Source organism: Bacillus cereus group sp. MYBK139-1 (assembly GCF_051916915.1).
GTDB classification, from domain to species: Bacteria; Bacillota; Bacilli; order Bacillales; family Bacillaceae_G; genus Bacillus_A; species Bacillus_A pacificus.
Genome location: NZ_JBQAHO010000003.1, coordinates 1 through 25,955, shown reverse-complemented (window position 1 = coordinate 25,955; position 25,955 = coordinate 1). Strand labels below are relative to the sequence as shown.

The window sequence follows — 25,955 nt, the reverse complement described above, 5'->3', positions numbered from 1 at the left end:
AATGGGCTTGCGAGAGGTATGTTGAACATTGTAGTAGGCAACCCGGGTTCCGCCGTTAAAAGGATAGAGTATCGGAGTTTTTCCTGTACTTGAACAAGTGGGATTTATCAATCCAATTGAGGTGGTACCACGGTATTAACATTACATATATCGTCCTCTACATGCATATTTGCGTGTAGGGGACTTTTTTATTTTCTAAAGGAGGTGTGCGAGTATGAAATGAAAGTGTATAATTAACAAAAGTTTAAATATTCAGAAAAGGAGAATTTATGATGAAAGAAACACAGCAATGGACGTCGAAAATAGGCTTTGTACTCGCAGCAGCCGGAGCCGCAGTAGGTCTTGGTGCAATATGGAAATTTCCATATGTTGCAGGTAATGGCGGGGGAGGCGCATTCTTCCTTGTATTTTTACTATTAACTTTATTTATAGGTATGCCACTCCTTTTAGCTGAATTTGTTATTGGGCGTAGTACGCAAAAAGAGGCAGTTACAGCGTATAAAGTATTAGTGCCAAATAGCAAGGTATATCCTTGGATTGGTCGCATGGGAGTTGTTACTTGTTTTAGTGTACTATCTTTTTATAGTGTTGTAGGTGGATGGATTTTACTTTACTTATACTATAGTGTGACAGGAAGCTTCTGGAATGGAGTGACTGATTATGGGCAATTATTCGGTGAGACGATTTCAAATCCAGTAAGCGCGATTGGAGCGCAATTTGTCTTTATGCTTTGTACGATTTTTGTTGTAAGTAAAGGTGTAGAGAAAGGGATAGAAAAAGCAAGTAAGTATATGATGCCGCTATTATTTATTTTGTTTATTGCAATTATTGTTCGTGCGTTAACACTGGATGGTGCTTTTGCTGGGGTAGAGTTCTTCTTAAAACCAGATTTTTCAAAACTGACAGCAGATACGATTTTATACGCGATGGGACAATCATTCTTCTCGCTAACAGTTGGGGCCTCAGTAATGGTCACGTATAGTTCCTATTTGAAGAAAGAAGAACATTTAGCGAAATCAGCAACATCTATTGTAAGTTTAACTGTTTTTATTACAGTACTTGCAGGATTAGCGATTTTTCCAGCGATTTTCGCATTAGGTGTTAAGCCGACTGAAGGACCGGGGTTACTATTTATCGTCCTTCCAGCAGTATTTGCGAAAATACCATTTGGACAATTTTTCTTCATTATGTTTTTGGTGTTATTCTTCTTTGCAACGTTAACATCTGCGATTTCCATGCTTGAAATTGTAGTAGCATCTGTTGCGAAAGATAACGAGAAAAAGCGTCCGTCAGCATCGTTATTAATTGGTATTCTTATTTTTGCAGTTGGAATTCCGTCAGCTCTATCGTTTGGAATTATGAGTGATGTGAAAATATTTGGGAAAACATTCTTTGACTTAGTCGACTTCTCAGTAAGTAACGTATTGCTGCCGTTAGGGGTACTAGCTATTTCGTTATTTGTACCAAATAAAATGAGTAAAGAAATGTTAATGAAAGAATTAGAAGTTACGGAAACGAAAGGGAAAACATTATTTAATATTTGGTTCTTCTTACTTCGTTATGTTATTCCAGTAACTGTAATTATTGTATTTTTAAATGTGATAGGCGTATTTAAAATGTTTGCATAATAAAAAGACGGAGAAATCTCCGTCTTTTTATTATGTTGTAGGTGTATTTAATAAACGATTATATGCTTTATAGGCTGTGACGACTGCGAGGAATGATCCGATTAAAAATAAAACTGAGCCGCCAAATGTAAATATCCGGCCAATAAAAGTTTCTCTAGCTTCTTGTATTTCTTGTTGTAATTGTGTATTCATATAATTCACCCCGTAAACTATAGGCATTTAGTTGTAGTCTATGTGGAATGCCTATAGTGTGTGAAGGGGAAATAAAAAAACTCGGTATGCACCGAGTTTTTTTATAATCCGATATAAGGAGATGGATCAACTGCGTTTGTCTTACCGACATTCCATTCTCCAAGATGAAGTTCAAAGTGTAAATGCTGTCCGTATGATTGGCCGGTATTCCCCATAAATCCAAGCTGAGTTCCTTGTTTTACAGTTTGTCCATTCGATACAGAACGGCTACTCATATGAGCATATACTGTTGTATATGTTTTTCCGTTAATACGGTGAGATAAGTACACAACATTTCCGTAACTAGATGATAATTCTGAGCGAATAACAACGCCATCTGCAGCGGCAATAATTGGAACAGTTCCTGAAGCAGCGATATCGATTCCTTTATGGTTATCAATAGAGCGCACGCCAAAACCAGAAGTTTTTGATCCAGCTGCTGGTTTAATAAATCCTCCGATGTTTGTATCGTGTGGTGTTGGGGCCGCTTGAGCTGTTTGAGCAGATGTAGCAGCTTGTTTACGAGCTTCTTCCGCCTTGCGAGCTTCCTCAGCTTTACGAGCTTCTTCTGCGCGTTTTTCTTCTTCAATTGCCTTTTGAACAGCTTGACGCTGATTTTCTAAAATGCCTTTAGATTCTTCTAATCCTTCAATCTCTGAATCTACTTTTGCCACTTTCGTATGTAAATCGCTAATAAGAGTTTGTTGCTGTTGTTGGTTATTTTGTAATTCTTGTTGTTTTTGTTCTAATTTTTGCTCGGATTCTTTCAGTTGTTGCTCTTTTTTCTCAACAGCCTCTTTTTCTTTCGTCACAGCATCTTGGTCAGTTGTTTGTTTTTTCACAATATCAGTATCGTTGTTTAAAATTAAACTGACAGAGTACATAGTATCAACAAGATCAGCAATGTTTGCAGAATTTGTTAATACTTCCGTAATGATATTTGTGCGAGGTTTTTCTTGCATAGATTGCAGTCGTTGCTTAATAACTTCCTGACGTGTATCTATGTTTGTTTGTAATTGCTCTATATGTTTCTTTTTTTCAGTAATTACTTGTTGTGTTTTACTAATTTCTTTTTTTGTATCGTTTAATTCAGCTTCGTTTTTATTAATAGAAGTAGTTAAATCGTCGATTTTCTTTTGTAATTCTTGAATTTCTTTTTCTATTTGTTCTTTCTCGGCTGATTTATTTTGTAAGTCATTTTGTTTTCCTTCTAATTCAGATTGAATATTAGATAATTTATCTTGATTCGTTTCAGCGTATGCGGGTGAAAGTAACGGGGAAGCAAAAATCGTTCCTGCTGCTAAAACGCTGAACGCTACAAATTTCTTTTTCATGGTTGTCTGGCTCCTTTCCCTATGAATGTTATATATCATAAGAAGAAGAGTGTCTATCGTTGTAACCATAATGTAAAGAAAATTTTATAAAATTACTAAGTTTTGTCGGAATTTATCATTTTTCAACGATAAATTTCACTGTAGATTCATTTTTGATATTTGTGTAACAAAGGTTTGTTTTTAGAGTTTCCTTGTAAAATAAAGGGAAAAGTGAATTTGTTTTATGTAGTGAAATATTAGTTATATATTCAATAAAACACTGGTAAGGAATCGTTCTCATGTTAGGTTTTCTGACATGGGTTTTATTTTTGTCAAGAAAATTATTTGTGTTCGGGCAAAGTTATTTTGTTGTCAGATTTTAAATTTTGATTTATGATTTTTAACAGGGACAAAATGTAGTGAATTGTCGAATAATATGTAATACTCTTAATTTCAAGTTTTATAGAGATAGATAGAATGAGAGATAGAGTGACACATCGAAGAGGGGGTTACAACAAATATGAAAAGAATAGGACTTGCATGGCAAATATTAATTGGTCTTACACTAGGTATTGCAGTTGGGGCGATTTTCTTTGGCAATCCGGCAGTGGTGAGCTATTTACAACCAATTGGTGATATTTTTATCCGATTAATTAAAATGATCGTTGTACCGATTGTTGTAGCGAGTATTGTTGTTGGGGTTGCTGGTGTTGGCGATGTTAAAAAATTAGGTCGACTAGGCGGAAAAACAATTATTTACTTTGAAATTATTACAACAATTGCAATTATTGTCGGTCTATTAATTGCGAATATTTTCCAACCAGGAAAAGGCGTAAATATGGAGCAGTTAACAAAGACAGATATTTCGAAATATACACATACGACAGAGCAAGTACAAAGTCACTCATTTGCAGATACATTTGTAAATATTGTTCCAACAAACATTGTAAAGTCATTAGCTGACGGAGATATGCTTGCTATTATCTTCTTCTCTGTATTATTTGGTTTAGGTGTAGCGGCAATTGGTGAAAGAGGAAGACCGGTTCTTCAATTTTTCCAAGGTGTAGCTGATGCAATGTTTTACGTAACAAACCAAGTTATGAAATTTGCACCATTTGGTGTATTTGCGTTAATTGGAGTTACAGTTTCTACATTTGGTCTTTCTTCATTAATTCCATTAGGGAAATTATTAATTGTAGTATACGGAGCAATGATTTTCTTCGTTGTAGTCGTATTAGGAATTACAGCGAAAATATTTGGAATTAACATTTTCCAATTCTTTAAGATTTTAAAAGATGAACTGATCTTAGCGTACTCTACAGCAAGTTCAGAAACGGTTTTACCGAAAATCATGGAGAAAATGGAGAAGTTTGGTTGTCCGAAAGCAATTACATCTTTCGTTATTCCGACAGGTTATTCATTTAACTTAGATGGATCAACTTTATATCAAGCAATTGCGGCTATTTTCTTAGCACAAATGTATGGTATTGATTTATCTATTACACAACAAATTACATTATTACTTGTATTAATGCTTACATCAAAAGGTATTGCGGGTGTACCTGGCGTATCATTCGTTGTATTATTAGCGACACTTGGTACAGTAGGTATTCCAGCTGAAGGTTTAGCCTTTATCGCTGGTATTGACCGTATTTTAGATATGGCCCGTACAGCAGTTAACGTTGTAGGTAACTCTTTAGCAGCTGTAGTTATGTCTAAGTGGGAAGGTCAGTATGACGCTGAAAAAGGACAAGCCTACTTGAAAGAAATTTCTAATAAGCAAGCAGCTTAATTATAATTTGAACAAGCTCTCACATAATATGTGGGGGCTTTTCTATATAGAAGGGGAGCAGACGAAATGAAACGTAAATATGGTGACGGTTCTTCGTGGAAGCGACTAATAGAGAGGGATTATACTGTTAAGCAAATAGAAGAGGGAATGCTAGGAATACTGGAAATAAAAAAGGTGAGAGAACCTAGTTTTAAAGCATATGATGGTAAGGAACTTTGTATTGCTGGTAATCAGTATACGTGGATTCAATATTTCATAGATGGTAAAAACTTTGCGATTACAGCTATGTTAGATGATCAGAAAAAATTAGTGCAATATTATATCGATGTGGCGAAAGAATATGAAATAGATGACCGTGGCTTACCATATTTTGATGATTTATATTTAGATGTAGTGTTATTACCGAATGGTAAAATGTATGTACTCGATGAAGATGAGCTAGAGGATGCTTATAAAAGTGGCGATGTTACAAAAGAAGAGTATGAGTTAGCTTGGTACACTACGAAATGGATCATAGCTGCAATAAAAAATAGTGAATTTTATTGGATTTCAATATTGGAAGAAGAAATCGAAAAGTTAAAATGATTATTGTATTCAAATTTTTGTATAATTACCAAAAAAATCTATACAAAAAATAATTGACTTTTGTTTTGTAAGCGAGTAAAGTTAGGGAAGAAATTATTATTAAAAAATAAATATGAAACCTTCTTATAAAGAGAGGCGGAGGGACTGGCCCTACGATGCCTCGGCAGCGGACTCGATTTCAGAGTGCTGTGCCAAATCCAGCAAGCATATGCTTGAAAGATGAGAAGAGCGTTTCTTATAGATGTATAAGACCTCTTCTCGTTGGAAGAGGTCTTTTGTTATTCATTAGAAAAAGGTTGAAACTAGGGAGAGATGGTACTTTGAAAGAAACGAGAGGAAATGGTTTGGCATTATTACCACTTGGGATATTTTTGGCGCTATTTATTGGTTCTGGAATTATTACAGGTGATTTCTATAAATTGCCGATACTTGTAGCAATTTCAATTGCTGTAGGAGTCGCTTTAGCAATGAATCGTAAAGAAAGTTTTCATGTAAAAGTGGAACGATTTGCTAAAGGTGCAGGGAACCCAGACATTATGATTATGGTTCTGATTTTTGTACTGGCAGGAGCATTTTCTGAAACAGCAAAAGGGATGGGTGGCGTTGATTCTACAGTTAACTTAGCTTTATCAATTTTACCACAAGGATTTATCGTAGCTGGCATTTTCGTTATAGGAGCATTTATTTCATTAGCGATGGGAACTTCAATGGGAACAATTGCTGCATTAGCACCAATTGCTGTAGGTATTAGTGGGCAAACTGATATCTCAATTGCACTTACGATGGCTACTGTTGTTGGCGGAGCGATGTTTGGTGATAATTTATCATTTATTTCAGATACAACAATCGCAGCTGTACGTTCACAAGGAACAGAAATGAAAGATAAGTTTAAAACGAACTTTTTAATTGTATTACCAGCAGCTATTATTACAATTGTACTATTAGTAATCATTACTTTAGGAAGCGATACGCAGATTAAAACGCATAGCTTTGACTGGATAAAAATTTTACCGTATGCAGGAGTACTTATTACAGCGCTACTTGGTTGGAATGTACTTATCGTGTTAACCGGTGGAACTGTACTATCTGGGGTTATCGGTCTTTTAGATGGAAGTTATACGTTAGAGAGTTTCTTTAAAAGTGTAACGACTGGAATGGGCGGTATGATGGAGTTAGTATTACTTGCTATTTTAATTGGCGGTATGGTCGAATTGATTCAATATAATGGTGGCATTCAATATTTAATGAATATTTTAACGCGTAACATTCGTTCAAAAAAAGGAGCAGAGTTCGGTATCGCTGGTTTAGTAGGCATGACGAATATGTGTACAGCGAATAATACAATTTCTATTATCTTTACAGGTCCGCTTGCGAAAAACATTGCAGATCAATATGAAATTGATCCTCGTAAATCAGCGAGTGTATTAGATCTTTTCTCGTGCTGTGTGCAAGGATTGATTCCGTATGGTGCGCAAATGTTAACAGCAGCAGGATTTGCGGCGTTATCTCCAATTGAACTGTTACCATATGCGTTTTATCCAATCTTAGTTGGAGTATGTGGAATCATTTCTATATTAATTGGTTTTCCGAGGTTTTCTAAAGTAGCGGAAAAGAAAGAGTATCATAAAACAGCATAATGAAAATGAAGTGTATGAAAAGTAACGAAAGCCGTACAGAGAATGTTCTCTGTACGGCTTTTTATGTGCGGGAAAAGAGTGAATGATCCTATGCTACCGTATGTTTTTACAAAAGGCTGAATGCAACTCGGTCTTAAGTCTGAGTTAAAAACGGTTCTTAAGCTCGTTATGGAAAAAAGAAAAAATAGTTAAGATAAGAGTATCAAATCGAAGGGAGGCAAGCACAAGATGAAACAATTTCTAGCGTTTATCGCGGCTGGTATTTTAGCTTTAATTGCTCTTGGTAGTCTTGCTGGTATTGTAGGATTCGCAATCGGAGCAGGAGTTGTGTATTGGAGCTATAAATCATTTGTGCGAGCACAATCATTTTTTGGAAAGTTAGCTTGGGGTATTGTTGGTTTGATCGGCTTGTCCATCGCCCTTTCGCATTCCCCAGCATTAATCGGTATTGCAGCATTAGTAGTTTTATACTACGGATACCGTGAGTGGAAAAAAGAAAAAGATGTAGTTGTTGATTCTGCTCCAGAAAGTTCTAAACCATATAGTAACTTTGAAGATGAGTGGAACAAGTTAATGAAAAACTAATATAAAATCAATCAAATCAAATTTATAAAGTAGAAGAGAGGAAGATTATAATGAAACAATCTTTATTCGGACGTGTACGCGATGCAATTTTAGCAGATTTTCATAATGTGTTAGATGAGAAAGAAAGAAAAAACCCAATTGCTATGTTAAACCAATATTTACGTGATAGTGAGCGTGAAATAACAAAAATTGAGAAGTTAATTCAGCGTCATAAAACATTAAAATCTAACTTTGCTCGTGAGCTTGAGCAAGCACGTTATTTCGTGAATAAAAGATCTAAGCAAGCGATCATCGCTCAAGAAGCAGGCGAATTACAACTACATGAGCGTGCATTAGAAGAAGTAGCTTATTATGAAGGGCAAGTAACTCGATTAGAAGAAATGTATGCAGGTGTTGTAGAACAAATTGATGAGCTAGAGCGTCGTCTTTCTGAAATGAAAAATAAATTAAAAGAAATGCACGCAAAACGTATGGAATTAATGGCACGTGAAAATATGGCACATGCAAATCGTCGTATGAATACTGCGATGCATAAAATGGATGAAAATAATCCATTCTTACGCTTTGAAGAAATTGAAGATCATATTCGCGACTTAGAAACTCGTATGAACGAGGAGCATGAACGTGACACATTTGATATGAAGATTGCAAAGCTTGAGCGTGAAATGAAAGAAAAGAATGATGTATCGTTAACGAAAGAGTTAACAAAATAATAGTAGTATATTATAAAACAGGCTTATGATATAGTGATAGGAGAAAAGGTGTTGGAAAGCAATGCCTTTTCTTCTATGTATATGTGACAAGAAGGGGGGAGCTGAAATGAAGAAACATTTTTCAAAGACACAATTAATGGGGATGCTCCTCATCATATTTGGATTCGGTCTTTTTCTTGATATGATACTTGGACATTTTGAACCAGGTGGTCTCATTTTTGCATTTATTATGCTTATGTTTGGAAGGCATTATCGTAAAAAGAATCGTTATGTACGGGGAAATGTATTTTTATTTGTCGGTGGTATCGTATTTTTATTCTTCTTATTTTCATCAGCAGCATTTGTTCTTGTCGTATTTGCTTGTTTAGCTTTAATTGGTTATCAATTGATTCAACAAGGGCATCAGCAAAAAGCAATGAAGGTTGAAATTAAAGAAGAAGGGATTATAGACGAAGCGAAGCAAATATATCGTACAGAACCATATTTAAAAAATATGTTTGTAGGCAATGTACGAATGATGGATCATATTTATGAACTTGAGGATATTAATGTTCAATATGGTGCTTGTGATGTGGAAATAGATTTAACAACTGCTATGATTCCAGAAGGAGAAACAGTAATTGTTATTCGGGGTGTCGTTGGTAATATTCGTTTATATGTGCCATATGATATTGAACTGTCTTTAAATCATTCTGTTATTGTCGGACGTGTGCTCTTGCCAGGTCATGAGGAGACAGGGTTTAACCGCAATGTTACATTTAGAACAGAGCAGTATAAAGAGGCTCCTCGTCGTATTAAAATTATTTCTTCGCTTGTCGTAGGCGATACGGAAGTGAGGAAAGTATAATGAAGAAACAAAAAAATATTTCGTGGATGTATATTCGTTATTCTATGTTGTCCTCAGTTAGTATCGCACTCATTTGTACAATTGTATATGTATGGAAAAGCGAGCAACAAGTATATGATTTATTATGGAAGGAATCCATCGCTTCTGTTCCAATTGGCTTGTTTATTATGACTACAAGTTTACTTATCGGGGGAATTGTAGGATATGCAATCGGTTACTATATAGAGCAGCGTATACAAGGATTAAATACGTTTCTATTTGAAGTAGAGCGAGGGAATTTTCCGAGTGATGTTTCGTTTACTGCAGATGATGAATTTCATGAAGTGGAACGAAAAGTAATCGGTCTGGCTCGTCGATTAGAGGAGCAAGCTGGACTCTTTCAAAAGGTAACGAATGAACGAGCTCATTGGAATGAAGAGATGAGACAAGAAGCGATTTCCCAAGAAAGGCATCGATTGGCGAGGGAGCTGCATGATTCTGTAAGTCAGCAGCTTTTTGCAATGTCGATGATGATGTCGGCTATTAATGAACAAGTAGCTGAATTTCCAGAAACGACGAAAAAGCAGTTACAGCTCGTTGAAAATATGGTTGTAAATGCACAGTCAGAAATGAGAGCATTGCTTCTTCATTTACGCCCAGTACAGTTAGAAGGTAAGAAACTAACAGAAGGAATAGAAGAATTATTAACAGAACTATCTAGAAAGCAACATATGAAAATTGAATGGTTAATTGAACCGATTCAATTAAAAAAAGGTGTAGAAGATCACTTATTCCGCATTGTACAAGAGGCGCTATCTAACACTTTACGTCATGCGAAGGCAAAGAAAACGGAAGTGCGTCTTCGAAAAATTGATCAATATGCAATATTGAAAATTATTGATGATGGTGTAGGGTTTAAAGTAGGAGTGAATAAGGCTGGTTCTTACGGATTAAGGTCAATACAAGAGCGTGTTCATGAAATTGGTGGGACATTAAAGGTACTTAGTTTTCCAAATAAAGGTACACAAATAGAAGTAAAAGTACCGATTATGATTGAGAGAGGGGGAGAATCATGATTAAAGTATTACTAGTGGATGATCATGAAATGGTTCGTATGGGTGTATCAGCATATTTATCAACGCAGCCAGATATTGAAGTAGTTGGAGAAGCTGAAAATGGAAGAAAAGGTTCAGAGTTAGCTTTGCAATTAAGGCCGGATATTATTTTGATGGATCTTGTCATGGATGAGATGGATGGTGTTGAAGCAACACGTGCTATTATTCAAGAATGGCCAGAAGCAAAAATTGTAGTTGTAACGAGCTTTTTAGATGATGAGAAATTGTATCCTGTTATTGAGGCCGGAGCGACAAGTTATTTATTAAAAACATCAAGAGCGAGTGATATAGCAGACGCTGTACGAGCTACTTATGATGGAGAAACGGTATTAGAGCCGAAAGTTACTGGTAAAATGATGTCTCGTATGCGTCAGAAGAAAGAACAACCTTTGCATGAGGAGTTAACAGAAAGAGAGTCTGAAATTTTGTTATTAATTGCAGAGGGGAAAAGTAATCAAGAGATTGCAGACGAGTTGTTTATTGCCCTCAAAACAGTAAAGACACATGTGAGCAATATATTAAATAAGCTAAATGTAAGTGACCGGACACAGGCGGTTATTTATGCGTTTCGACATCAATTGACGAAATGATAAAGTGAAATTTTAACCAGTGGGGTGGTCCCCACTGGTTATTAGTTTGTACAAAATCTTTTTATTGACGCTAATAAATGTAAGCGTTATCATTAAGTTGTTAACAGTACATACAAAGGGGAGAATGTATATGCTAGTTCAAACTATATTCGGTATGGATAAGTCTAAAAAACTAGGGGATTATGTGAACGCATTACAAGCGCTTTGTGAACAATATAATGTTGAAACAGATAAAATTGCAATTGTTGAGGCGACAGAAGAGTACTATTTATTTTTAATAAAGCAAGAAGAGTGCTACGATGTTGTCAAAGTAGAAACGGTGGATACAAATATCGATTATTATACGAAAGCGTATAAAATAAGCAGTTTTAATCATACTGCTTATCAAATGTAAAAAAACTCCCTTTCGGGAGTTTTTTAGGATGCTTTTATTTCACGAGATTCGGTGAGTAAGGGAACTTTTTTCGCGCCGCTTAGCTTAGCGATTGTAAGGCCGATAAGAGCTCCGATTAATGCAGGTACTAGCCAACCTATTCCTTCATTATATAAAGGGATAAATTCAAAATATGATGTGATAAATGAAACTGAAATACCACCTTGTTTTAATCCATCAAATACGCTTACGATTGCTGCTCCAATTAAAGCACCTACATAAACAGAGCGATATCCACCGAAATATTTATGCAGTAACGATAATAGAACAAGTACAATCGCAACTGGATATACAACAAGTAGAATTGGAACAGAGATGGAAATGATTTTTGTTAAACCTAAGTTGGCAACTAATAATCCCAATACACAAATGATACTTGCGAATGTTTTGTATGAAAATTTAGTCAATAATGTTGAGAAATATTGACTACATGCAGATACAAGTCCAACACATGTTGTTAAGCAAGCGAGTGTAACGATAAGAGATAATAAAAGCAGACCATATGGACCGAATAATTGTTGTACGATCACAGTAAGTAATTGTCCACCATTCTTTGCATATCCGAGCGAGACGCTAGTTGCACCGAGCCAGCCAAGCGCACCATATACAAGTACGAGGCCAGTAGCAGCAATAAGTCCAGCTTTGGCTGTTGCGATAGCAATGGATTTACGATCCTTTACACCTTTAGAGCGAATGGTATTTACAACGATAATTCCAAATGCAAGTGCTGAAATGGTATCCATCGTTAAGTATCCTTCCATAAAGCCTTTGAAAATCGGAGAAGTTTGATACTCTTGCATTGCAGGTCCTGATTGTCCAAGTGGTGTAAATACACTTTTAACAAACAATAAGAAAATAGAGAGTAATAAAATAGGTGTTAATATATTTCCAATACGATCTACAAGTTTAGATGGATTCAAACTCAGCCAATATACGATAGCAAAGAAGATGATTGTATATACAAAAAGTACGAGGTTGCTAGAGCGAATCGTTTCTGGTAAGAAAGAACTAGCGCCCATTTCATAAGCGACATTTGCAACGCGTGGAATACCCATAGAAGGACCAATGGCGATGTATACAACTACCGTAAAGAATATTCCGAATAATGGGTGAACATGACTTGCAAGTTGCTGCATACCATTTCCTGATAAAGAAATTGCGATAACTGTTAGTAGTGGTAAACCGACTCCTGTTAGTAAAAATCCAATCATTGCCGGCCAAAAGTTTTCGCCTGCATTTTGTCCAAGCATGGGAGGGAAAATTAAATTACCTGCCCCAAAAAATAAAGAAAATAGCATAAGACCCGTGAAAAAAATATGTTTTTTTGATACAGTGTTCATTGTTTTTCCTCCTTTTTTAAAATTCATTTGTAAGAACACAAAAAACTCGTCCCTAAAGAAAGGGACGAGTTATATTTACCCGCGATACCACCCTAATTTATACATGTAGAAATAATTCTATATGTATACGGCTCTGCAACGTACAACATGATACGTGTTCCTTGTAACGGGGGACAGCCGGTAAGAACTTACTATAACATTCGGTTCTACTTCTCGGAGATGATTTTCGGCTACGCACTGAACGTTGGCTTTCAGCAAATCGCCAACTCTCTGGGGAACAGTTCTATAACGTACTCGTTCTCGTCAATGAATTTTTATTCAAGTATTCTGACAGTATTGTTACATTTTTTTTTTAGAAAGTCAATATATTTTTTAATAAAATATATCTATACGGAAATGTTATTTGTTTTGAAATGAATAGTTGATGTAAATTGAATTGTAAAACAGAAGTAAAAATTTGCGGAGAATTGTAAATATTATAGAGAAAGTTGATATTTATAGGAGTAAAGAAGGGATTGTTTGAATTTAGAGAGAATAATACAACAATCCACTTGCTGGAAAGAACAAACCAAAAGAGGTGACTGAAATGCTTGCGATGGGAGTATTATTTGGCATTATTGCTATAATTGGTTTTATGTGGTTATATTATTCGCGTTCGTTTAAACAAGCAGAAGTTTTACTCTTTCAAAAAGGTAGTTTGTTGACAAATCAGTCTAGATATTTAGTATGTCCGAAGTGTGGAAGTGCACAGGCCAGAAGTGGAGGATATCAAGAGTGTTGCAAAATTAGATTATGAAAGAAGGAAGCCTCACATTATTTTGTGAGGCTTCCTTCCTTACAACTTCATGGCGCTCCAAATGGTCCAACGATCTCTTTCGATAATAGGAGAGACGTTTTGTAAGGCGGTCTTTACTTGTTGTAGAAGTTGAGAAAGTTCATAATCTGTTAGTTCATATAGAATGGATCGGCCTGTTCGAGGTGATAAATCTTGCAATAATGCCTCTACAGAATCATGTATTTTTCGTATCTCCCATTGTGTTTGAGTGGGGAAAACGTGAAGAAAATATTTTTGTAATTCTTGCTGTATCTTGGTGGTTTTTGGACGTCTTTTTGATTCTATTTCAATGAGTTTTGGGAAGATAGAGAAAAAATATCCACGGATGTGTTCGGGACTTCCAGGGATCGTACAATCTTCAATAGTTCGGTCTTGTACAATAAGTACACCGTTTTTCTTTAATATACGAGATGCTTCACGTAGAAATGTAGGAACGTCTTGTAAATGATGAATAACTGCGCGCGAAATAACAATGTCGAATGTATCATTAGGATATGGGACGCTATGTGCATCACCTTGAATGAAAGAAATGTTTGAAAATCCGCTACAATTTTCTTTTGCAGCCTGTAATATTTCTTTTGAAAAATCAAGCCCAACAACACTTTCTGCTCCCATAAGAGCAAGTTCTTTCGTATAAATCCCGCCACCACAGCCGATATCAATTATTCGTTTATTTTGTACGTCTGTAATATTTTTTATCATTTCTCTCCAAGAAATATGGGCGTTTCGCTGTGCGTATGTGTATTTATTATTTGCATCGTGAAAATTAATGGACATGAAAAAGACCTCCTTTCAATGCTTAGTATAGCGTATTTTATAGTGTGTCACGTTTTTGTTTTTTGTATGAAGATTATAAGAGTTTCTTATTGTAAAAGGAGGATTAAGTTGAAAAGGAAATATGTATTGCTGTTATTTGTTATGTTACTAGCATCTTGTAGTCAAGTTGAGCAAAAAAAAGAAACAAAAAAAGTGGAAGAGACGGTGAATGAAGTGAAAGAAACAATAGAGGTAACCGTTATACAAAAAAAACATAAAGAGAAAAAGTTACAGGAATCAGAAGCTAAGGTAGTAATAGACATTATAGATAAAGCTGAGAAACAAGAAATAACAGGTAGCTTTGGTGAACCTGAATATGAAATACAAATTAGTAGAGATGGGAAGAAAGAAACGTATTATGCATGGCTAAGAGGAGAAGACAGACGAGGATGGGTACAACATAAGAAAGCAATGTATATGCTGAATAAAAAAGATACAGAAAAGCTTTTGGCTATATTTCCAAATGTATCAGAACAAAAAGAAGATGAAACACAGGCAGGTCCTTTAAAGGAAGTAACAAAAAAAGATTTGCAGATTACCGCGTTCCATATTAAAGCGGGCGATCAAAAAGTGAATTATACAGTACGGTATACGATTTCACAATCACTATACAACAAGTTAGAGAAGGAACAAGAATACTATTTGCAGGTCATTTTTCCAGAAAAAGTTCAAAAATTAATTGGAGCAAAAGAGAGTGAAAAAATTTTAGGAGAAAAGGTAAAGGAAGGATATAAACAGTATGAATTGCATGCTACTGTTCCTGTACAAGGTGCTTCAGAATCACAATTAAATTCATTAGAAACATATTATGAAAATTATGATTTAAATATATTAAATAGTAAACAAGAAAAAATAGGTGTTTTTCAAAATATTATTCAAATTGTTAAAGATTATGGTGAAAAAATGAATTTACAAAGATAAAGTGAAACGTTATTTAGCCTTTACGGATCGGGATGAATGTAACTCGTCAATTCTATATGAACTTTCCTAGGAAATGATAATAGAGAGGGGAAAATCCCCTCTCTATTACTTTGCTTTTGCAGATGGCTCATTCATTGATTTTCGTGTAATAAGAAAAGAAATCATAAGAGCGGAAAGGATGATAAGGGCAATAAATACGTGATTGGGCAACAAATCTAATAATAATACGTAACTAACGGTATAAAAAATAAGAGTTGAGGCTAAAAAAGATAGAGCTCCTATTATGAGCGATTGTAAATTCAATTGTGTGCACCTCCTTTTATTTATATTTTTGGCTAAAAATGGATTATATAAACGTTATTTCTAACAATAGAAAAAAATATGTCATAATAGAGAAAAGAACAGGCTTTGATGAATGTATATCATTCATTAATGAGAGATAAAGGAGAGGAATATGAAAAATAATAAAAAAGGATTATGGGGAATTATTGTTGCAATAGGGTTATTTTTACTTTCTAAGTTAAAGTGGGTATTTGCAATTTTTAAATTAGCAAAGTTTTCAACGGTATTTAGTATGTTTCTATCACTTGGTGCGTACGCAGTTATATATGGTTGGAAATTTGGGGTAGCGCTCATTTATTTGTTGTTTATTCATGAAATGGGCCATTTATGGGCTGCGAAAAGAAAAGGTATACCAACATCGCCAGCAATATTTATTCCATTTATGGGCGCTCTTATTGGGATGAAAGAGATGCCTAAAAATGCAAAAGATGAAGCATATATTGCCTATATGGGACCTCTTTTCGGATTACTTTCATTTTTACCGGCTATTCCACTTTATATGATAACGAAAGAGCCATTTTGGGCGCTCATTATTTTACTCGGAAGTATGATTAATTTCTTTAATTTAATTCCGGTTTCTCCGTTAGACGGGGGACGGATTATTTCAGTTGTAAGTACGAAAATTTGGGGAGCGGGGCTTGTTTTACTACTTGGGTATTCAATTTATTTTAAAAGTATTTTAGGCGGATTTATTTTTATTATCGGCTGTATGGAATTGTATAGAGTAATAAAGAGAGATGAGCCAATTAAGGAATTAGGATATAAAATTGATGGAATGAAAGAATATGTTGCAAGGCTTGAAGAAGAGTTAAAAGAAACTGGTGCAGTGCATCGGAATATATATATGATGCAACATGAAATAAATGTATTAAGGCAAAAAGAAAGAGAGAAAGAATTAAAAATAGGAGAACTTCAAAAGATTGAAGTGTTAGAGTATCTTTTACCAAAGTTTGAGCCACTTGATTACGTCCCATATGAAGATGAAAAAGAAACACATACAATTCATATACGAGAAGCATTTGAAATGTCAGAAAGAAAATTACAGGAATGGGATGCAGACAAGAGACAACAGGAAAACTATTACAAAGTGGATACGAAGACGAAATGGACAGCATTTGCTTGTTATATCGGATTAATGGCTATACTCGGTTACGCAGCTTATGAAGGGTATATGGTTTTACAAGAACATTTGCCAACGAGGAATGTATAGAAAAATATTGTCGAAATGATAAGCTAGCTAGTATTCTAGTTAGCTTATTTTCTTTTGTAAGTGCAATGTTCATATATTTTTCACAAAAACACCGTGTTAATAGTGATTAAAATCACAATCTGTATTATACAATTCGGTTAAACTAAAAACAGTTAAGGAAATAGAGGAGTGGGATACAATGTTAAGTGAAAAAACAATTGAAATCGTAAAGTCAACAGTACCATTATTACAGGAAAAAGGCGTTGAAATTACAACGAGATTTTATGAAATTTTATTTTCGGAACATCCGGAGTTATTGAATATTTTCAATCATACAAATCAGAAAAAGGGAAGACAACAACAAGCGTTAGCGAATGCTGTTTATGCAGCTGCAACGTACATTGATAATTTAGAAGTTATTATTCCAGTTGTAAAACAAATTGGTCATAAGCATAGAAGTTTAGGTATTAAAGCAGAGCATTACCCGATTGTAGGTACATGTTTACTACGCGCAATTAAAGAGGTTGCAGGTGCACCTGATGAAGTTTTAAACGCATGGGGAGAAGCTTATGGTGTCATTGCTGATGCATTCATTAGTATTGAAGCAGAGATGTATGAAGAAGCGGCACATAAAGAAGGTGGATGGAAAGATTTCCGTAACTTTGTAGTTGTAAAAAAAGTGAAGGAAAGCGATGTTATTACGTCATTTTATTTGAAACCTGAAGATGGAGGGAAAGTTTCTTCATTCATCCCAGGACAATATGTAACGGTTCAAATCAATATCGAAGGTGAAACATATACACATAATCGTCAATATAGCTTATCAGATGCTCCTGGAAAAGAATATTATCGTATTAGTGTCAAGAAAGAAAAAGGTGTAGATACACCGGATGGTAAAGTATCTAATTACTTACATGATCATGTAAAAGAAGGCGATATGTTACCAGTAAGTGCACCAGCGGGAGATTTTGTATTAAATATGGATTCAACATTACCAGTTGTCCTAATTAGTGGTGGAGTAGGTATTACACCAATGATGAGTATGCTAAATAAGTTAATTGAACAAGATTCAAAACGTAATGTATGTTTTGTTCATGCAGCACTAAATAGTAATACACATGCAATGAAAGAATACGTTGAGGCAGTAGATAATGAATACGAACAAGTGAAAGCATACACTTGCTATTCGGCGCCGACTGAAAAAGATCTGGAAATGAAAAACTTTGATAAAGAAGGTTTGATTGAAGCTGAATGGCTGCAAACGATTATTCCGACAACGGAAGCAGAATTTTATTTCTGTGGTCCAGTACCATTTATGAAGCATATAAATGCTGCACTAACTGATTTAGGTGTGAAACAAGAGCATATTCATTATGAATTTTTCGGTCCAGCAGCAAGCTTACAATAGATGGAGTTTGAAGAAGCAAAAAAACGAGGTATTATTTCACCTCGTTTTTTATCCCGCCTTAATGGGCAGTAAGACCCCCACCTCAAAAAGCAGTGAAAGCAAAGAAGTTAGGTGGGGAATCAACTGCCCATAAAAGTCCGATTGTGAGGGCTGATAATCAGTGGGGGATGAAGAACCCCCCACTGATTAAAGTTTCACTTTATTTGTTCTCGCAATAGTCGATTTACCGTTTCGCGGCGTATACCGATGAGCTGACCAATTTCAGTTTGTGTTAATATTTCATATATAGGAATGTCACCTAAATATAGTGTGAACCATTCTTGTAAGCGATGAAGACGTTCTTTTGGAGAGACGGTCGTCAATTGGTCGATACGTTGCTGCATCATTCTTAATTTTGACTGTAATTGCATAGCGATATTTGCATATGATGCAGGATCCGCTTGAAGTTGATTGTACCACTCATTGCTAATTATAGGTTCAACTTCTGTTTTCATTAAAGCGATTGCTGTACCGTGATATTCCTTCGGTGAAATTAAGGAATGGTGAGGTATCGTTTCTCCTGGAACGATAATGTTGAATAGAAATGGTGTTCCATCTTCTTCTATCCTTACTACTTTTAATAAACCTGTTTTTATAAAATATAAAGGACCGTCCTCACCTTGACGGAATAGTACATCTCCTTTGTGTAGAATCAATGTTAGCCCCCCATTTATTAAACATTTCTATTTTTTTAGTGTATATGTATAAAGACAATATGCTATTTAAACAGCAATTTCATTGACGAAATATATGCTATTACAGTAGTATACTATTTAGTGTGTAATAGTACTAGCAATGAATACGCTGTAGGGGGTTTAGTATATTGTTAGATGCGATAAAAATGACGGATATGAGAATTCCGGCGAATGCCATCATTCATGTAGAAGAGATGAAAGGTGGAGTCGTGTTATCCGTTGAAGTAGATGGCCAAATTATTTATACGATGGCTTATGATGAAGAAACAGATAGTTATGCTGAATTATATGATCGAAACGATAAGAGGGCGTGCCAAGTACATGAAGACTTTATGGGATGGTCACTTCTTCACTAAAAAAGATGTCAATATGACATCTTTTTTTATTAAAACGATAGAATATACAAAGAAATGAAATATAAGGATAAAATTTGTAATAAATGATTTTGCATTGTTAGCACTTTGTAACTGCAAGTAAATTATTTTTTCGCTATCATAAAGATAACAGTCGCAGTCATAGGAGTGGTCAACGTGAAGAAAGTACATATTTCCAATTACATGTTATTATGTGTTTGTCTAATTTTATTTGTTCTCTTAGGAGGATTTTTATATTCATGTGTATAAGAAAAAACGCATTCTAAAAAGAACACGTTATAAAAAAGAAGTAATGATTAATCTAGTCCCAAGAATAATTAATGTGATACGTAATAAATTAATTACGGCGTTACCGCTTAATTTTGTATTAATATACGCCCCGATTTTTCCACCAACCCATGCACCAGGAATAAGAATTAATGCGTAAATCCAGCTGACATTTCCAAGGGAGATGTGAGTTGCAGAACTTACAATTGCTGATAGAAATACGATAAACATTGAAGTTGCTACAGCAATATGTGCTGGGAATGCAAAAAGTAGCATCATTGCTGGAACAAGCAAAGCACCGCCACCAATTCCAAATAACCCAGATATAAAACCAACTATAAAGGCGATAAAGATAGCGAGAAGCGGTGGGAATTGATAGTGTACAGTGTTTCCTTCGTTATCTGTAAAAGAGCGCTTGATTGCAGTCATATTTGATAAAGAAAGGGGTTTTAATTTGTCTCGTAACATAAGAAGAATGGAGACAAAAATAAGAAAAATCCCAAAATATAAAGAAAATGTATCTTGGTTTAAAAATTTATTCGCCCACGAGCCGATGATACCACCCGGGCCACTCCCGATAAATAAAATAAGTCCACTTTTGTAATCTACTCGTTTATGCTTCATATAAGTAAGGGTGGAAGATAGTCCTGTAAAAACGACTGTTACCATTGAGGTTCCTACTGCAAGTTGTGGTGATAGGCTGTGTAATCCGATTAATAACGGAACAATAATAATTCCGCCGCCAAGTCCGACTAGACTCCCGACTGTCCCGGCGATTAGTCCGATGAAAAGTAACATGATGTATTCCAAAATTGCCAACTCCTCTATATAACTTATCCACCAATTATTATACACGCTTTTTCATGAGAAAAAGCTTTGTTCACAAAAAAGTCGTCTTCCTAGAAAAATAAGGAAGACGACTTTTAATTAAAAGATTAAGTGTAATAAAGAGTAAAATAAAGCAGCTAAAGAAGCTGAAATAGGAAGTGTAATAACCCAAGTAATTAACATGCGTTTTGCAGTTCCCCATTTTACACCTTTCACACGATGAGAAGCACCAACCCCTAAAATAGAAGAAGAGATAACGTGCGTCGTACTAACTGGTAAGTGAATGAATGTTGCCCCGAAAATAACAAGAGATGATGATAAATCAGCAGCTACACCATTTACAGGACGAATTTTCATAATTTGTCCACCGACAGTTTTAATAATTTTCCATCCGCCGACAGAAGTACCAAGACCCATTGCAATGGCACAAGATAATTGTACCCAGAACGGGATATCGCTAGAAGTATGATAACTATTCGCCATAAGAGCCATTGTAATAATTCCCATTGCTTTTTGTGCATCATTCGTACCATGTGTATAAGCTTGTAATGCAGCAGTGAAAATCTGGAATATACGGAAGTTTTTGTTCGTCTTCGTTAAATTAAAGTTTTTAAAGACGACTTTAAAAATACTGTATACGATATAACCAATAACAAATGCGATAATTGGTGAAATGATTAAAGCTTCAATAATTTTTATGAATCCTTTAAAGTTTAATGAACTAAAACCAGCAGCAGCGATAGCTGCACCTGCGATGGAGCCAATGATTGCATGCGAAGAACTACTTGGAATACCGTAGTACCAAGTAATCAAATTCCATGCTATTGCCGCAAGTAAAGCAGCTAAAATTACAAGAGAACCATTTTGTAAAGCGAACGGATCAACAATATCTTTCGTAATCGTTTTTGCTACACCTGTAAATGTCATCGCACCTAAAAAGTTCATAATAGCTGCCATAATAATTGCATGTCTAGGCTTTAGAGCTTTCGTTGAAACAGCCGTTGCAATAGCGTTTGCTGTATCGTGAAATCCATTAATAAAGTCAAAAGCTAAAGCGCAAATGACTACTAAAACGGTCAGTATCAAGAGTGTATCCATGATCAAACTCCTTACGCGTTCTTCATAATAATTGTTTCTAATACGTTTGCAACGCTTTGGCAGCTATCCGCTACTTCTTCAAGCTCTTCGTAAATCTCTTTGTATTGAATGATCTTAATTGGATCTTTTTCACGAGAGAATAAGTGCTTAATCGCATGACGGCGAATATCATCACATTGTGATTCATAATCTTTAATCTTAATCGCATTTGTACGAATGTCGACTAATTTTTTGTTAGACATTAATTCAACAGAGTTTGCAATTTCAATCGCACATTGATTAATTGCTTCTACGAATTTAATCATGTATTCATCAGCTTCTGTAATAGAATACATTTCGAATAGACCAGCACTATGATCTAATCCGTCTAATACATCATCCATACTCATTGCAAGCTGTAGGATGTCCTCACGTTCAATAGGAGTAATAAACGCTTTGTTTAGCTCCATAATGATTTCGTGAATAAATGAGTCACCTTTTGACTCATACTCTTTCATGCGCATAGAAAACTCTTTTAAATCGCTAGCATTTTTAATTTTATACTCCACGAAAAACTGCGCGCCTTCTTTTAAATTTTCGGAAACATTCATTAACATTTCAGAAAATTTATCTTTTTTTGATTTAAAGACCATTATTAGTTACCCCCACAAAAGTAATATATGTAAAATATATTGGCTAGTCAATTCTAACAAAAAACTGTCGTTTTTTAAAACATTTTATCGAAAAGTTTACAAAAACTTAACATAACTCTTATTGTTGTATTAATAATATTAATAATCGATATTGAATATCTTACTTGTAGAATGTCCTTTTCTTGCAAAAAGTATGAATGTGAAAGAAAAGCTTTACACTACAGGAAAGACTACGTTATTATAATAAATTTAAAAGGAGGTATATTCTTCCTTTTGAAAAGAAGAGTGTAAACAAACGAAGGAAGTGAACGAATGAAATTGAAGAACACTCACTTAAAAAAAATACAGGAGTGGTTCAACAAGAGGAAGAAGCTTCGTAATTCATTAATTGTATTAGGAAGTTTGCTCGCTACTCTATTTATTGCTATAAATATAATAATTTCTATTCAAGACATATCTGAATTAAAGCAAGCTGTTCCGCAGCCGACCTTAATTTATGATGCAAATAATGAAGTTGCGACTAAATTAGCTTCTTCTAAAACAGAAGGCGTAAAAAAGAAAGATATTCCTGATATTATGGTTCAGGCCATTGTTGCAGTAGAAGATAAGGAATTTTTTAACCATCACGGGATTTACTATAGTGGAATTATAAGTGCAGTTTTTAAAAATATTACAGCAGGAGAAGTTGTAGCAGGGGGAAGTACAATTACACAACAACTTGCGAAAAATGTATTTCTGACACAAGACCGCACATACTCTCGAAAAATTAAGGAATATTTTTTAACAAAAAAAATAGAGCGTACGTATACGAAAGATGAAATCATTGAAATGTATATGAACCAAATTTATTTTGGTGAAGGTGCTTGGGGTATAAAAAGAGCAGCTAAATCTTATTTTGATAAAGATGTAAAAGATTTAACAATTTCAGAAGCAGCAACGATTGCGGGCTTGATTAAAGCACCATCTGCGTATTCACCTTATAAAAACTTTAACAAGTCAATTGAAAGACGTAATGTCGTATTAAGTTTAATGAAAGAGCAAGGGTATATTTCGGACGAACAGTATAATAAAGAAAAAGAGAGTGGACTTGTGTTAAAACGTGGCGTTGATGATAAATACAAGGGAAAATACTCTCAATATGTAGACTATATTGTTAGAGAGGCGATGGACAAGTACGAATTAACACAAAATGAAATTTTAGCAGGTGGTTATCGTATTTATACAGAGCTTGACCCGAAAAAACAACAGGCCGTAGAAGACGTTGTGAATAATGATAGTTATTTCAAAGATAGTGGCTCAGACCAACTCATGCAAACGGGTGTAGTTCTTATGAATCCCAAAACAGGTGGTGTACCAGCTTTAGTTGGAGGCAGAGGGCCGTATCAGTTTTTACAGTTTAACCATGCAACCCAATTAAAAAGACAACCTGGCTCAACGTTAAAGCCTTTGGCTGTATATGTACCAGCGTTAGAACAAGGATATGAAGTATACGATATATTAAAAGATGAACCATTTAACATTAAAGAATATAAACCACAAAATAGCGATCATACTTTTCACGGTGATGTGACAATGTATGAAGCAGTAGCAAAGTCGTATAATGTTTCAGCTGTGTGGCTATTAGAACAAATTGGATTAGATAAAGGATTGAAATCTTTAGAGCGATTTGGTATTCCATTAGTGCCAGAAGATCGTACGTATCCAATTGCTTTAGGTGGTATGCATGTGGGAACATCTCCATTTGTAATGGCTCAAGCATACAGTACATTTGCAAATGATGGAGTTCAAGTGGAAGCTCATGCAATTAGGGAGATACAAAATGCTGAAGGTGAAACGCTTGGAAAGTGGTATAAGAAAGAGACACGAGTGACGAGCGAGAAAGTTTCTCAAAAAATGACATATTTATTAAAAGGTGTTGTCGAAAAGGGAACGGGCGAAAAGGCGAAAGTTAATAATGTTGATACGGCAGGTAAGACAGGAACTACTCAAATTGTAAATGGCCCGAGCACCGGTGCAAAGGATTCGTGGTTTGTTGGATACACACCAGATTTGGTAGGTGCGATTTGGGTAGGATATGATAAAACCGATAGCGATCATTATGTTCCGGGTGGTAGTCAAATTACGACGACAATGTTCCGGGATATTATGAAAAAAGCGAACGCAAATCCAGCTCAAAAAGCATTTCAGTTATCGCTCATATCTGAGGCTGATTATAAAAAACAATTGACTACAATAGAAGAGGAAAAACGAAGAAAAGAAGAAGAGAAGAGAAGGAAAGAAGAGGAACAACAACGAAAACAAGAGCAACAAGAGTGGCTTGATAAAGTGAAAGAATGGATTCCTTCATTTTGGTAAAAGAAAGAGGCGAATAACGAAATTCGCCTCTTTTTTGTACAAAAACAACATAAAATTTTAATCGGTAGAGAGTTTTGTCTATCTTCATTAGCTATTAATCCATATCTATTGAGATACATGATATTACTCGTTAAGTATAATATTCGTACTGCCAAAGGATTCGGAATCGTATGTGACGATTATTTGGCCTTTACTAATAGGTTCGTAAGGTAATTCTTCTTCGTAACTACCGCTATTTTCATTGTGGATAGAAAGTGTAATTTCATCGATTTTTTTATTTGTATACTGATCTTTAATCGTTTCAGCAATTTTGAGTAACGCCTCGGAACTAGAAGCTTTCGTAATAAGCATCCCTTTTATAACTTTTTTTTCATTCTTTGTGGCATTGGAATAAGGAATGTTACTTTGTTTCGTATATAGAAGTTTGTATGGAGCAGTTTTTCTCTCTGCTTTTGATATAGTGGAATATTTTAGAGTTAAAAAAAATCCTACACATAAAATAATGCATACCATAAGTGCAAGCCAAATGCGTATTAGTGACATAACTCTCATTTTCATCCCTCTTTCATATCTTTGACTTCACTATTTATCATACAAAATGAGGATTAAGTTAAAGTAAATTTGAGGTAAAGAAACGTAAAGAAGGAGCACTTATCCTCCCAAATAAGTGCTCCTTTCTATATAAAGAGAGATTTAATGCACGGTTAAACAATACATACTATTATAAATATACTTATTGAGTGAAAATTAGTAAATTCGGAATACGGATAATGTTGCAGTTGTATCGCCTGTGTTTGGAATAGAAATAGTGTTTGCTGTAGGTTGTACAGCAATCGTTGTACCAGCTTGTAAAGTAACGATTGTAGAGAAAGAAACAGCACTACCGATAACGTTAGTTGAGAAATTACGAGTAGGTGGTTGGCCATTGAACGAAATACCAAACCCAAACGGTGAAGATCCTGGGAAAGTTGTAGACGCTGAGAAACTAATATCATATACGCCTGTTTCTAAAATTGTTAAAGTATCTGAAGTATCGTTGAAAGCGATATTGGTTAATTCAAACACTTGGTTGAATTGGATGTTTGTTCCAGGTGATATGGTTTGTGGATTTGAGTTTCCGATTGCCGCGATCGTTACAGGAATTGGCGTACCCGCTGGTCCTGTTGCGCCCGCTGGTCCTTGAGCACCAGTAGCACCTGTTGCGCCCGCTGGTCCTTGAGCACCAGTAGCACCTGTTGCGCCCGCCGGTCCTTGAGCACCAGTAGCACCTGTTGCGCCCGCTGGTCCTTGAGCACCAGTAGCACCTGTTGCGCCCGCCGGTCCTTGAGTACCAGTAGCACCTGTTGCGCCCGCTGGTCCTTGAGCACC

Annotated in this window: 27 protein-coding genes, 1 riboswitch and 2 other annotated features (1 of these 30 running past the window's edge); of the genes, 16 read left to right on the top strand and 11 right to left on the bottom strand. The window is 35.3% G+C overall.

Going from position 1 to position 25,955, the window contains the following annotated elements; translation table 11 throughout:
* Positions 1–161: a binding site (T-box leader), on the top strand (it extends 88 nt beyond the left edge of the window).
* 111 nt (positions 162–272) lie between these two features.
* Positions 273–1,628, top strand: coding sequence for a sodium-dependent transporter (locus ACTFRS_RS17090; protein ID WP_016716991.1), 1,356 nt, complete (start codon positions 273–275; stop codon positions 1,626–1,628).
* A gap of 30 nt (positions 1,629–1,658) precedes the next feature.
* Here the strand turns inward: ACTFRS_RS17090 and ACTFRS_RS17085 are convergent, their stop codons facing one another.
* A complete protein-coding gene (locus ACTFRS_RS17085; RefSeq protein ID WP_001095994.1) occupies positions 1,659–1,820 on the bottom strand; it encodes a hypothetical protein in 162 nt (53 codons plus the stop codon).
* A gap of 101 nt (positions 1,821–1,921) precedes the next feature.
* Positions 1,922–3,193, bottom strand: coding sequence for a murein hydrolase activator EnvC family protein (locus ACTFRS_RS17080; protein WP_440023599.1), 1,272 nt, complete (start codon positions 3,191–3,193; stop codon positions 1,922–1,924).
* A gap of 499 nt (positions 3,194–3,692) precedes the next feature.
* Between ACTFRS_RS17080 and gltP the strand changes: the two genes are divergently transcribed.
* The 9 genes from gltP to ACTFRS_RS17035 all read left to right on the top strand — a co-directional run bounded on the left by gltP (position 3,693) and on the right by ACTFRS_RS17035 (position 11,409).
* Complete coding sequence (gltP, locus tag ACTFRS_RS17075) at positions 3,693–4,964, top strand: glutamate/aspartate:proton symporter GltP (RefSeq protein WP_000821146.1); 1,272 nt, start codon at positions 3,693–3,695, stop codon at positions 4,962–4,964.
* A gap of 66 nt (positions 4,965–5,030) precedes the next feature.
* Positions 5,031–5,549, top strand: coding sequence for a DUF402 domain-containing protein (locus ACTFRS_RS17070; RefSeq protein WP_049111552.1), 519 nt, complete (start codon positions 5,031–5,033; stop codon positions 5,547–5,549).
* Between the two features lie 120 nt (positions 5,550–5,669).
* A riboswitch (SAM riboswitch) is annotated at positions 5,670–5,775 on the top strand.
* A 94-nt stretch (positions 5,776–5,869) separates the two neighbouring features.
* On the top strand, positions 5,870–7,186 hold the full coding sequence (locus ACTFRS_RS17065; RefSeq protein WP_000665478.1) for a Na+/H+ antiporter NhaC family protein: 1,317 nt from the start codon (positions 5,870–5,872) through the stop codon (positions 7,184–7,186).
* 228 nt (positions 7,187–7,414) lie between these two features.
* Positions 7,415–7,771, top strand: a complete 357-nt coding sequence (locus tag ACTFRS_RS17060) for a lmo0954 family membrane protein (RefSeq protein ID WP_000808648.1) — start codon at positions 7,415–7,417, stop codon at positions 7,769–7,771.
* A gap of 50 nt (positions 7,772–7,821) precedes the next feature.
* Positions 7,822–8,484 (top strand): PspA/IM30 family protein, encoded by a 663-nt coding sequence (locus ACTFRS_RS17055; RefSeq protein WP_000814138.1) that lies wholly within the window; start codon positions 7,822–7,824, stop codon positions 8,482–8,484.
* Between the two features lie 106 nt (positions 8,485–8,590).
* Positions 8,591–9,331, top strand: a complete 741-nt coding sequence (gene liaF, locus ACTFRS_RS17050) for a cell wall-active antibiotics response protein LiaF (protein WP_049111551.1) — start codon at positions 8,591–8,593, stop codon at positions 9,329–9,331.
* The gene (locus ACTFRS_RS17045; protein WP_000744320.1) at positions 9,331–10,386 is read left to right on the top strand and encodes a sensor histidine kinase; all 1,056 of its coding nucleotides are present in this window, start codon (positions 9,331–9,333) and stop codon (positions 10,384–10,386) included. The genes liaF and ACTFRS_RS17045 overlap by 1 nt, the downstream gene beginning before the upstream one ends.
* Positions 10,383–11,015: a response regulator gene (locus tag ACTFRS_RS17040; protein ID WP_000598709.1), complete on the top strand. Its 633-nt coding sequence runs from the start codon at positions 10,383–10,385 to the stop codon at positions 11,013–11,015. The genes ACTFRS_RS17045 and ACTFRS_RS17040 overlap by 4 nt, the downstream gene beginning before the upstream one ends.
* Positions 11,016–11,070: 55 nt before the next feature.
* The gene (locus ACTFRS_RS17035; RefSeq protein WP_396022960.1) at positions 11,071–11,409 is read left to right on the top strand and encodes a DUF3922 domain-containing protein; all 339 of its coding nucleotides are present in this window, start codon (positions 11,071–11,073) and stop codon (positions 11,407–11,409) included.
* Between the two features lie 23 nt (positions 11,410–11,432).
* Here the strand turns inward: ACTFRS_RS17035 and brnQ3 are convergent, their stop codons facing one another.
* The gene (brnQ3, locus tag ACTFRS_RS17030) at positions 11,433–12,788 is read right to left on the bottom strand and encodes a branched-chain amino acid transport system II carrier protein BrnQ3 (RefSeq protein WP_049111549.1); all 1,356 of its coding nucleotides are present in this window, start codon (positions 12,786–12,788) and stop codon (positions 11,433–11,435) included.
* A gap of 57 nt (positions 12,789–12,845) precedes the next feature.
* Positions 12,846–13,104, bottom strand: a binding site (T-box leader).
* Positions 13,105–13,374: 270 nt separating this feature from the next.
* On the opposite strand from brnQ3, the gene ACTFRS_RS17025 reads away from it, so the two are divergent.
* Positions 13,375–13,584 carry a hypothetical protein gene (locus ACTFRS_RS17025; protein ID WP_000880630.1) on the top strand — a complete coding sequence of 70 codons (210 nt, stop codon included), beginning with the start codon at positions 13,375–13,377 and terminating at the stop codon, positions 13,582–13,584.
* Between the two features lie 39 nt (positions 13,585–13,623).
* On the opposite strand, the gene ACTFRS_RS17020 is transcribed toward ACTFRS_RS17025, so the two are convergent.
* Complete coding sequence (locus ACTFRS_RS17020; protein ID WP_049111547.1) at positions 13,624–14,400, bottom strand: class I SAM-dependent methyltransferase; 777 nt, start codon at positions 14,398–14,400, stop codon at positions 13,624–13,626.
* Between the two features lie 108 nt (positions 14,401–14,508).
* Between ACTFRS_RS17020 and ACTFRS_RS17015 the strand changes: the two genes are divergently transcribed.
* Positions 14,509–15,360 (top strand): hypothetical protein, encoded by an 852-nt coding sequence (locus ACTFRS_RS17015; protein WP_049111545.1) that lies wholly within the window; start codon positions 14,509–14,511, stop codon positions 15,358–15,360.
* Positions 15,361–15,465: 105 nt separating this feature from the next.
* On the opposite strand, the gene ACTFRS_RS17010 is transcribed toward ACTFRS_RS17015, so the two are convergent.
* On the bottom strand, positions 15,466–15,663 hold the full coding sequence (locus ACTFRS_RS17010; protein ID WP_001053353.1) for a hypothetical protein: 198 nt from the start codon (positions 15,661–15,663) through the stop codon (positions 15,466–15,468).
* Positions 15,664–15,814: 151 nt separating this feature from the next.
* Here ACTFRS_RS17010 and ACTFRS_RS17005 point away from each other — a divergent pair, with 151 nt between their 5' ends.
* Together ACTFRS_RS17005 and hmpA are read left to right on the top strand one after the other, a co-directional pair.
* The gene (locus ACTFRS_RS17005; protein ID WP_440023603.1) at positions 15,815–16,912 is read left to right on the top strand and encodes a site-2 protease family protein; all 1,098 of its coding nucleotides are present in this window, start codon (positions 15,815–15,817) and stop codon (positions 16,910–16,912) included.
* Positions 16,913–17,090: 178 nt separating this feature from the next.
* Entirely contained in the window at positions 17,091–18,299 is a 1,209-nt protein-coding gene (hmpA, locus tag ACTFRS_RS17000) for an NO-inducible flavohemoprotein (RefSeq protein WP_139869702.1), read from the top strand.
* A 194-nt stretch (positions 18,300–18,493) separates the two neighbouring features.
* Here hmpA and ACTFRS_RS16995 read toward each other — a convergent pair whose 3' ends face one another.
* Complete coding sequence (locus ACTFRS_RS16995; RefSeq protein WP_087951823.1) at positions 18,494–18,994, bottom strand: Crp/Fnr family transcriptional regulator; 501 nt, start codon at positions 18,992–18,994, stop codon at positions 18,494–18,496.
* Between the two features lie 167 nt (positions 18,995–19,161).
* Between ACTFRS_RS16995 and ACTFRS_RS16990 the strand changes: the two genes are divergently transcribed.
* The gene (locus ACTFRS_RS16990) at positions 19,162–19,389 is read left to right on the top strand and encodes a hypothetical protein (protein ID WP_000882907.1); all 228 of its coding nucleotides are present in this window, start codon (positions 19,162–19,164) and stop codon (positions 19,387–19,389) included.
* 294 nt (positions 19,390–19,683) lie between these two features.
* Here ACTFRS_RS16990 and ACTFRS_RS16985 read toward each other — a convergent pair whose 3' ends face one another.
* The 3 genes from ACTFRS_RS16985 to ACTFRS_RS16975 all read right to left on the bottom strand — a co-directional run bounded on the left by ACTFRS_RS16985 (position 19,684) and on the right by ACTFRS_RS16975 (position 22,232).
* Positions 19,684–20,484, bottom strand: a complete 801-nt coding sequence (locus ACTFRS_RS16985; RefSeq protein ID WP_439194468.1) for a sulfite exporter TauE/SafE family protein — start codon at positions 20,482–20,484, stop codon at positions 19,684–19,686.
* A 117-nt stretch (positions 20,485–20,601) separates the two neighbouring features.
* Entirely contained in the window at positions 20,602–21,600 is a 999-nt protein-coding gene (locus ACTFRS_RS16980) for an inorganic phosphate transporter (RefSeq protein ID WP_000380271.1), read from the bottom strand.
* An 11-nt stretch (positions 21,601–21,611) separates the two neighbouring features.
* Positions 21,612–22,232, bottom strand: a complete 621-nt coding sequence (locus tag ACTFRS_RS16975; RefSeq protein ID WP_000231448.1) for a DUF47 domain-containing protein — start codon at positions 22,230–22,232, stop codon at positions 21,612–21,614.
* 312 nt (positions 22,233–22,544) lie between these two features.
* Here ACTFRS_RS16975 and ACTFRS_RS16970 point away from each other — a divergent pair, with 312 nt between their 5' ends.
* Positions 22,545–24,587 (top strand): transglycosylase domain-containing protein, encoded by a 2,043-nt coding sequence (locus ACTFRS_RS16970; protein WP_139869699.1) that lies wholly within the window; start codon positions 22,545–22,547, stop codon positions 24,585–24,587.
* 123 nt (positions 24,588–24,710) lie between these two features.
* On the opposite strand, the gene ACTFRS_RS16965 is transcribed toward ACTFRS_RS16970, so the two are convergent.
* Positions 24,711–25,139, bottom strand: a complete 429-nt coding sequence (locus tag ACTFRS_RS16965) for a hypothetical protein (RefSeq protein ID WP_139869698.1) — start codon at positions 25,137–25,139, stop codon at positions 24,711–24,713.
* 195 nt (positions 25,140–25,334) lie between these two features.
* Positions 25,335–25,955: Gly-Xaa-Xaa repeat protein (locus tag ACTFRS_RS16960; RefSeq protein WP_440048716.1), on the bottom strand; the 621-nt coding region annotated here is incomplete at its 5' end.

Bases quoted from the DNA above. Each gene is read 5' to 3' on its own strand.
- brnQ3 (WP_049111549.1), bottom strand. From the start codon at position 12,788: ATGAACACTGTATCAAAAAAACATATTTTTTTCACGGGTCTTATGCTA.
- ACTFRS_RS17025 (WP_000880630.1), top strand. From the start codon at position 13,375: ATGCTTGCGATGGGAGTATTATTTGGCATTATTGCTATAATTGGTTTT.
- ACTFRS_RS17005 (WP_440023603.1), top strand. From the start codon at position 15,815: ATGAAAAATAATAAAAAAGGATTATGGGGAATTATTGTTGCAATAGGG.
- ACTFRS_RS16965 (WP_139869698.1), bottom strand. From the start codon at position 25,139: ATGAGAGTTATGTCACTAATACGCATTTGGCTTGCACTTATGGTATGC.
- ACTFRS_RS16975 (WP_000231448.1), bottom strand. From the start codon at position 22,232: ATGGTCTTTAAATCAAAAAAAGATAAATTTTCTGAAATGTTAATGAAT.
- ACTFRS_RS17090 (WP_016716991.1), top strand. From the start codon at position 273: ATGAAAGAAACACAGCAATGGACGTCGAAAATAGGCTTTGTACTCGCA.
- ACTFRS_RS16970 (WP_139869699.1), top strand. From the start codon at position 22,545: ATGAAATTGAAGAACACTCACTTAAAAAAAATACAGGAGTGGTTCAAC.
- ACTFRS_RS17080 (WP_440023599.1), bottom strand. From the start codon at position 3,193: ATGAAAAAGAAATTTGTAGCGTTCAGCGTTTTAGCAGCAGGAACGATT.
- ACTFRS_RS17055 (WP_000814138.1), top strand. From the start codon at position 7,822: ATGAAACAATCTTTATTCGGACGTGTACGCGATGCAATTTTAGCAGAT.
- gltP (WP_000821146.1), top strand. From the start codon at position 3,693: ATGAAAAGAATAGGACTTGCATGGCAAATATTAATTGGTCTTACACTA.
- hmpA (WP_139869702.1), top strand. From the start codon at position 17,091: ATGTTAAGTGAAAAAACAATTGAAATCGTAAAGTCAACAGTACCATTA.
- liaF (WP_049111551.1), top strand. From the start codon at position 8,591: ATGAAGAAACATTTTTCAAAGACACAATTAATGGGGATGCTCCTCATC.
- ACTFRS_RS17060 (WP_000808648.1), top strand. From the start codon at position 7,415: ATGAAACAATTTCTAGCGTTTATCGCGGCTGGTATTTTAGCTTTAATT.
- ACTFRS_RS17020 (WP_049111547.1), bottom strand. From the start codon at position 14,400: ATGTCCATTAATTTTCACGATGCAAATAATAAATACACATACGCACAG.
- ACTFRS_RS17070 (WP_049111552.1), top strand. From the start codon at position 5,031: ATGAAACGTAAATATGGTGACGGTTCTTCGTGGAAGCGACTAATAGAG.
- ACTFRS_RS17045 (WP_000744320.1), top strand. From the start codon at position 9,331: ATGAAGAAACAAAAAAATATTTCGTGGATGTATATTCGTTATTCTATG.
- ACTFRS_RS17040 (WP_000598709.1), top strand. From the start codon at position 10,383: ATGATTAAAGTATTACTAGTGGATGATCATGAAATGGTTCGTATGGGT.
- ACTFRS_RS16980 (WP_000380271.1), bottom strand. From the start codon at position 21,600: ATGGATACACTCTTGATACTGACCGTTTTAGTAGTCATTTGCGCTTTA.
- ACTFRS_RS17085 (WP_001095994.1), bottom strand. From the start codon at position 1,820: ATGAATACACAATTACAACAAGAAATACAAGAAGCTAGAGAAACTTTT.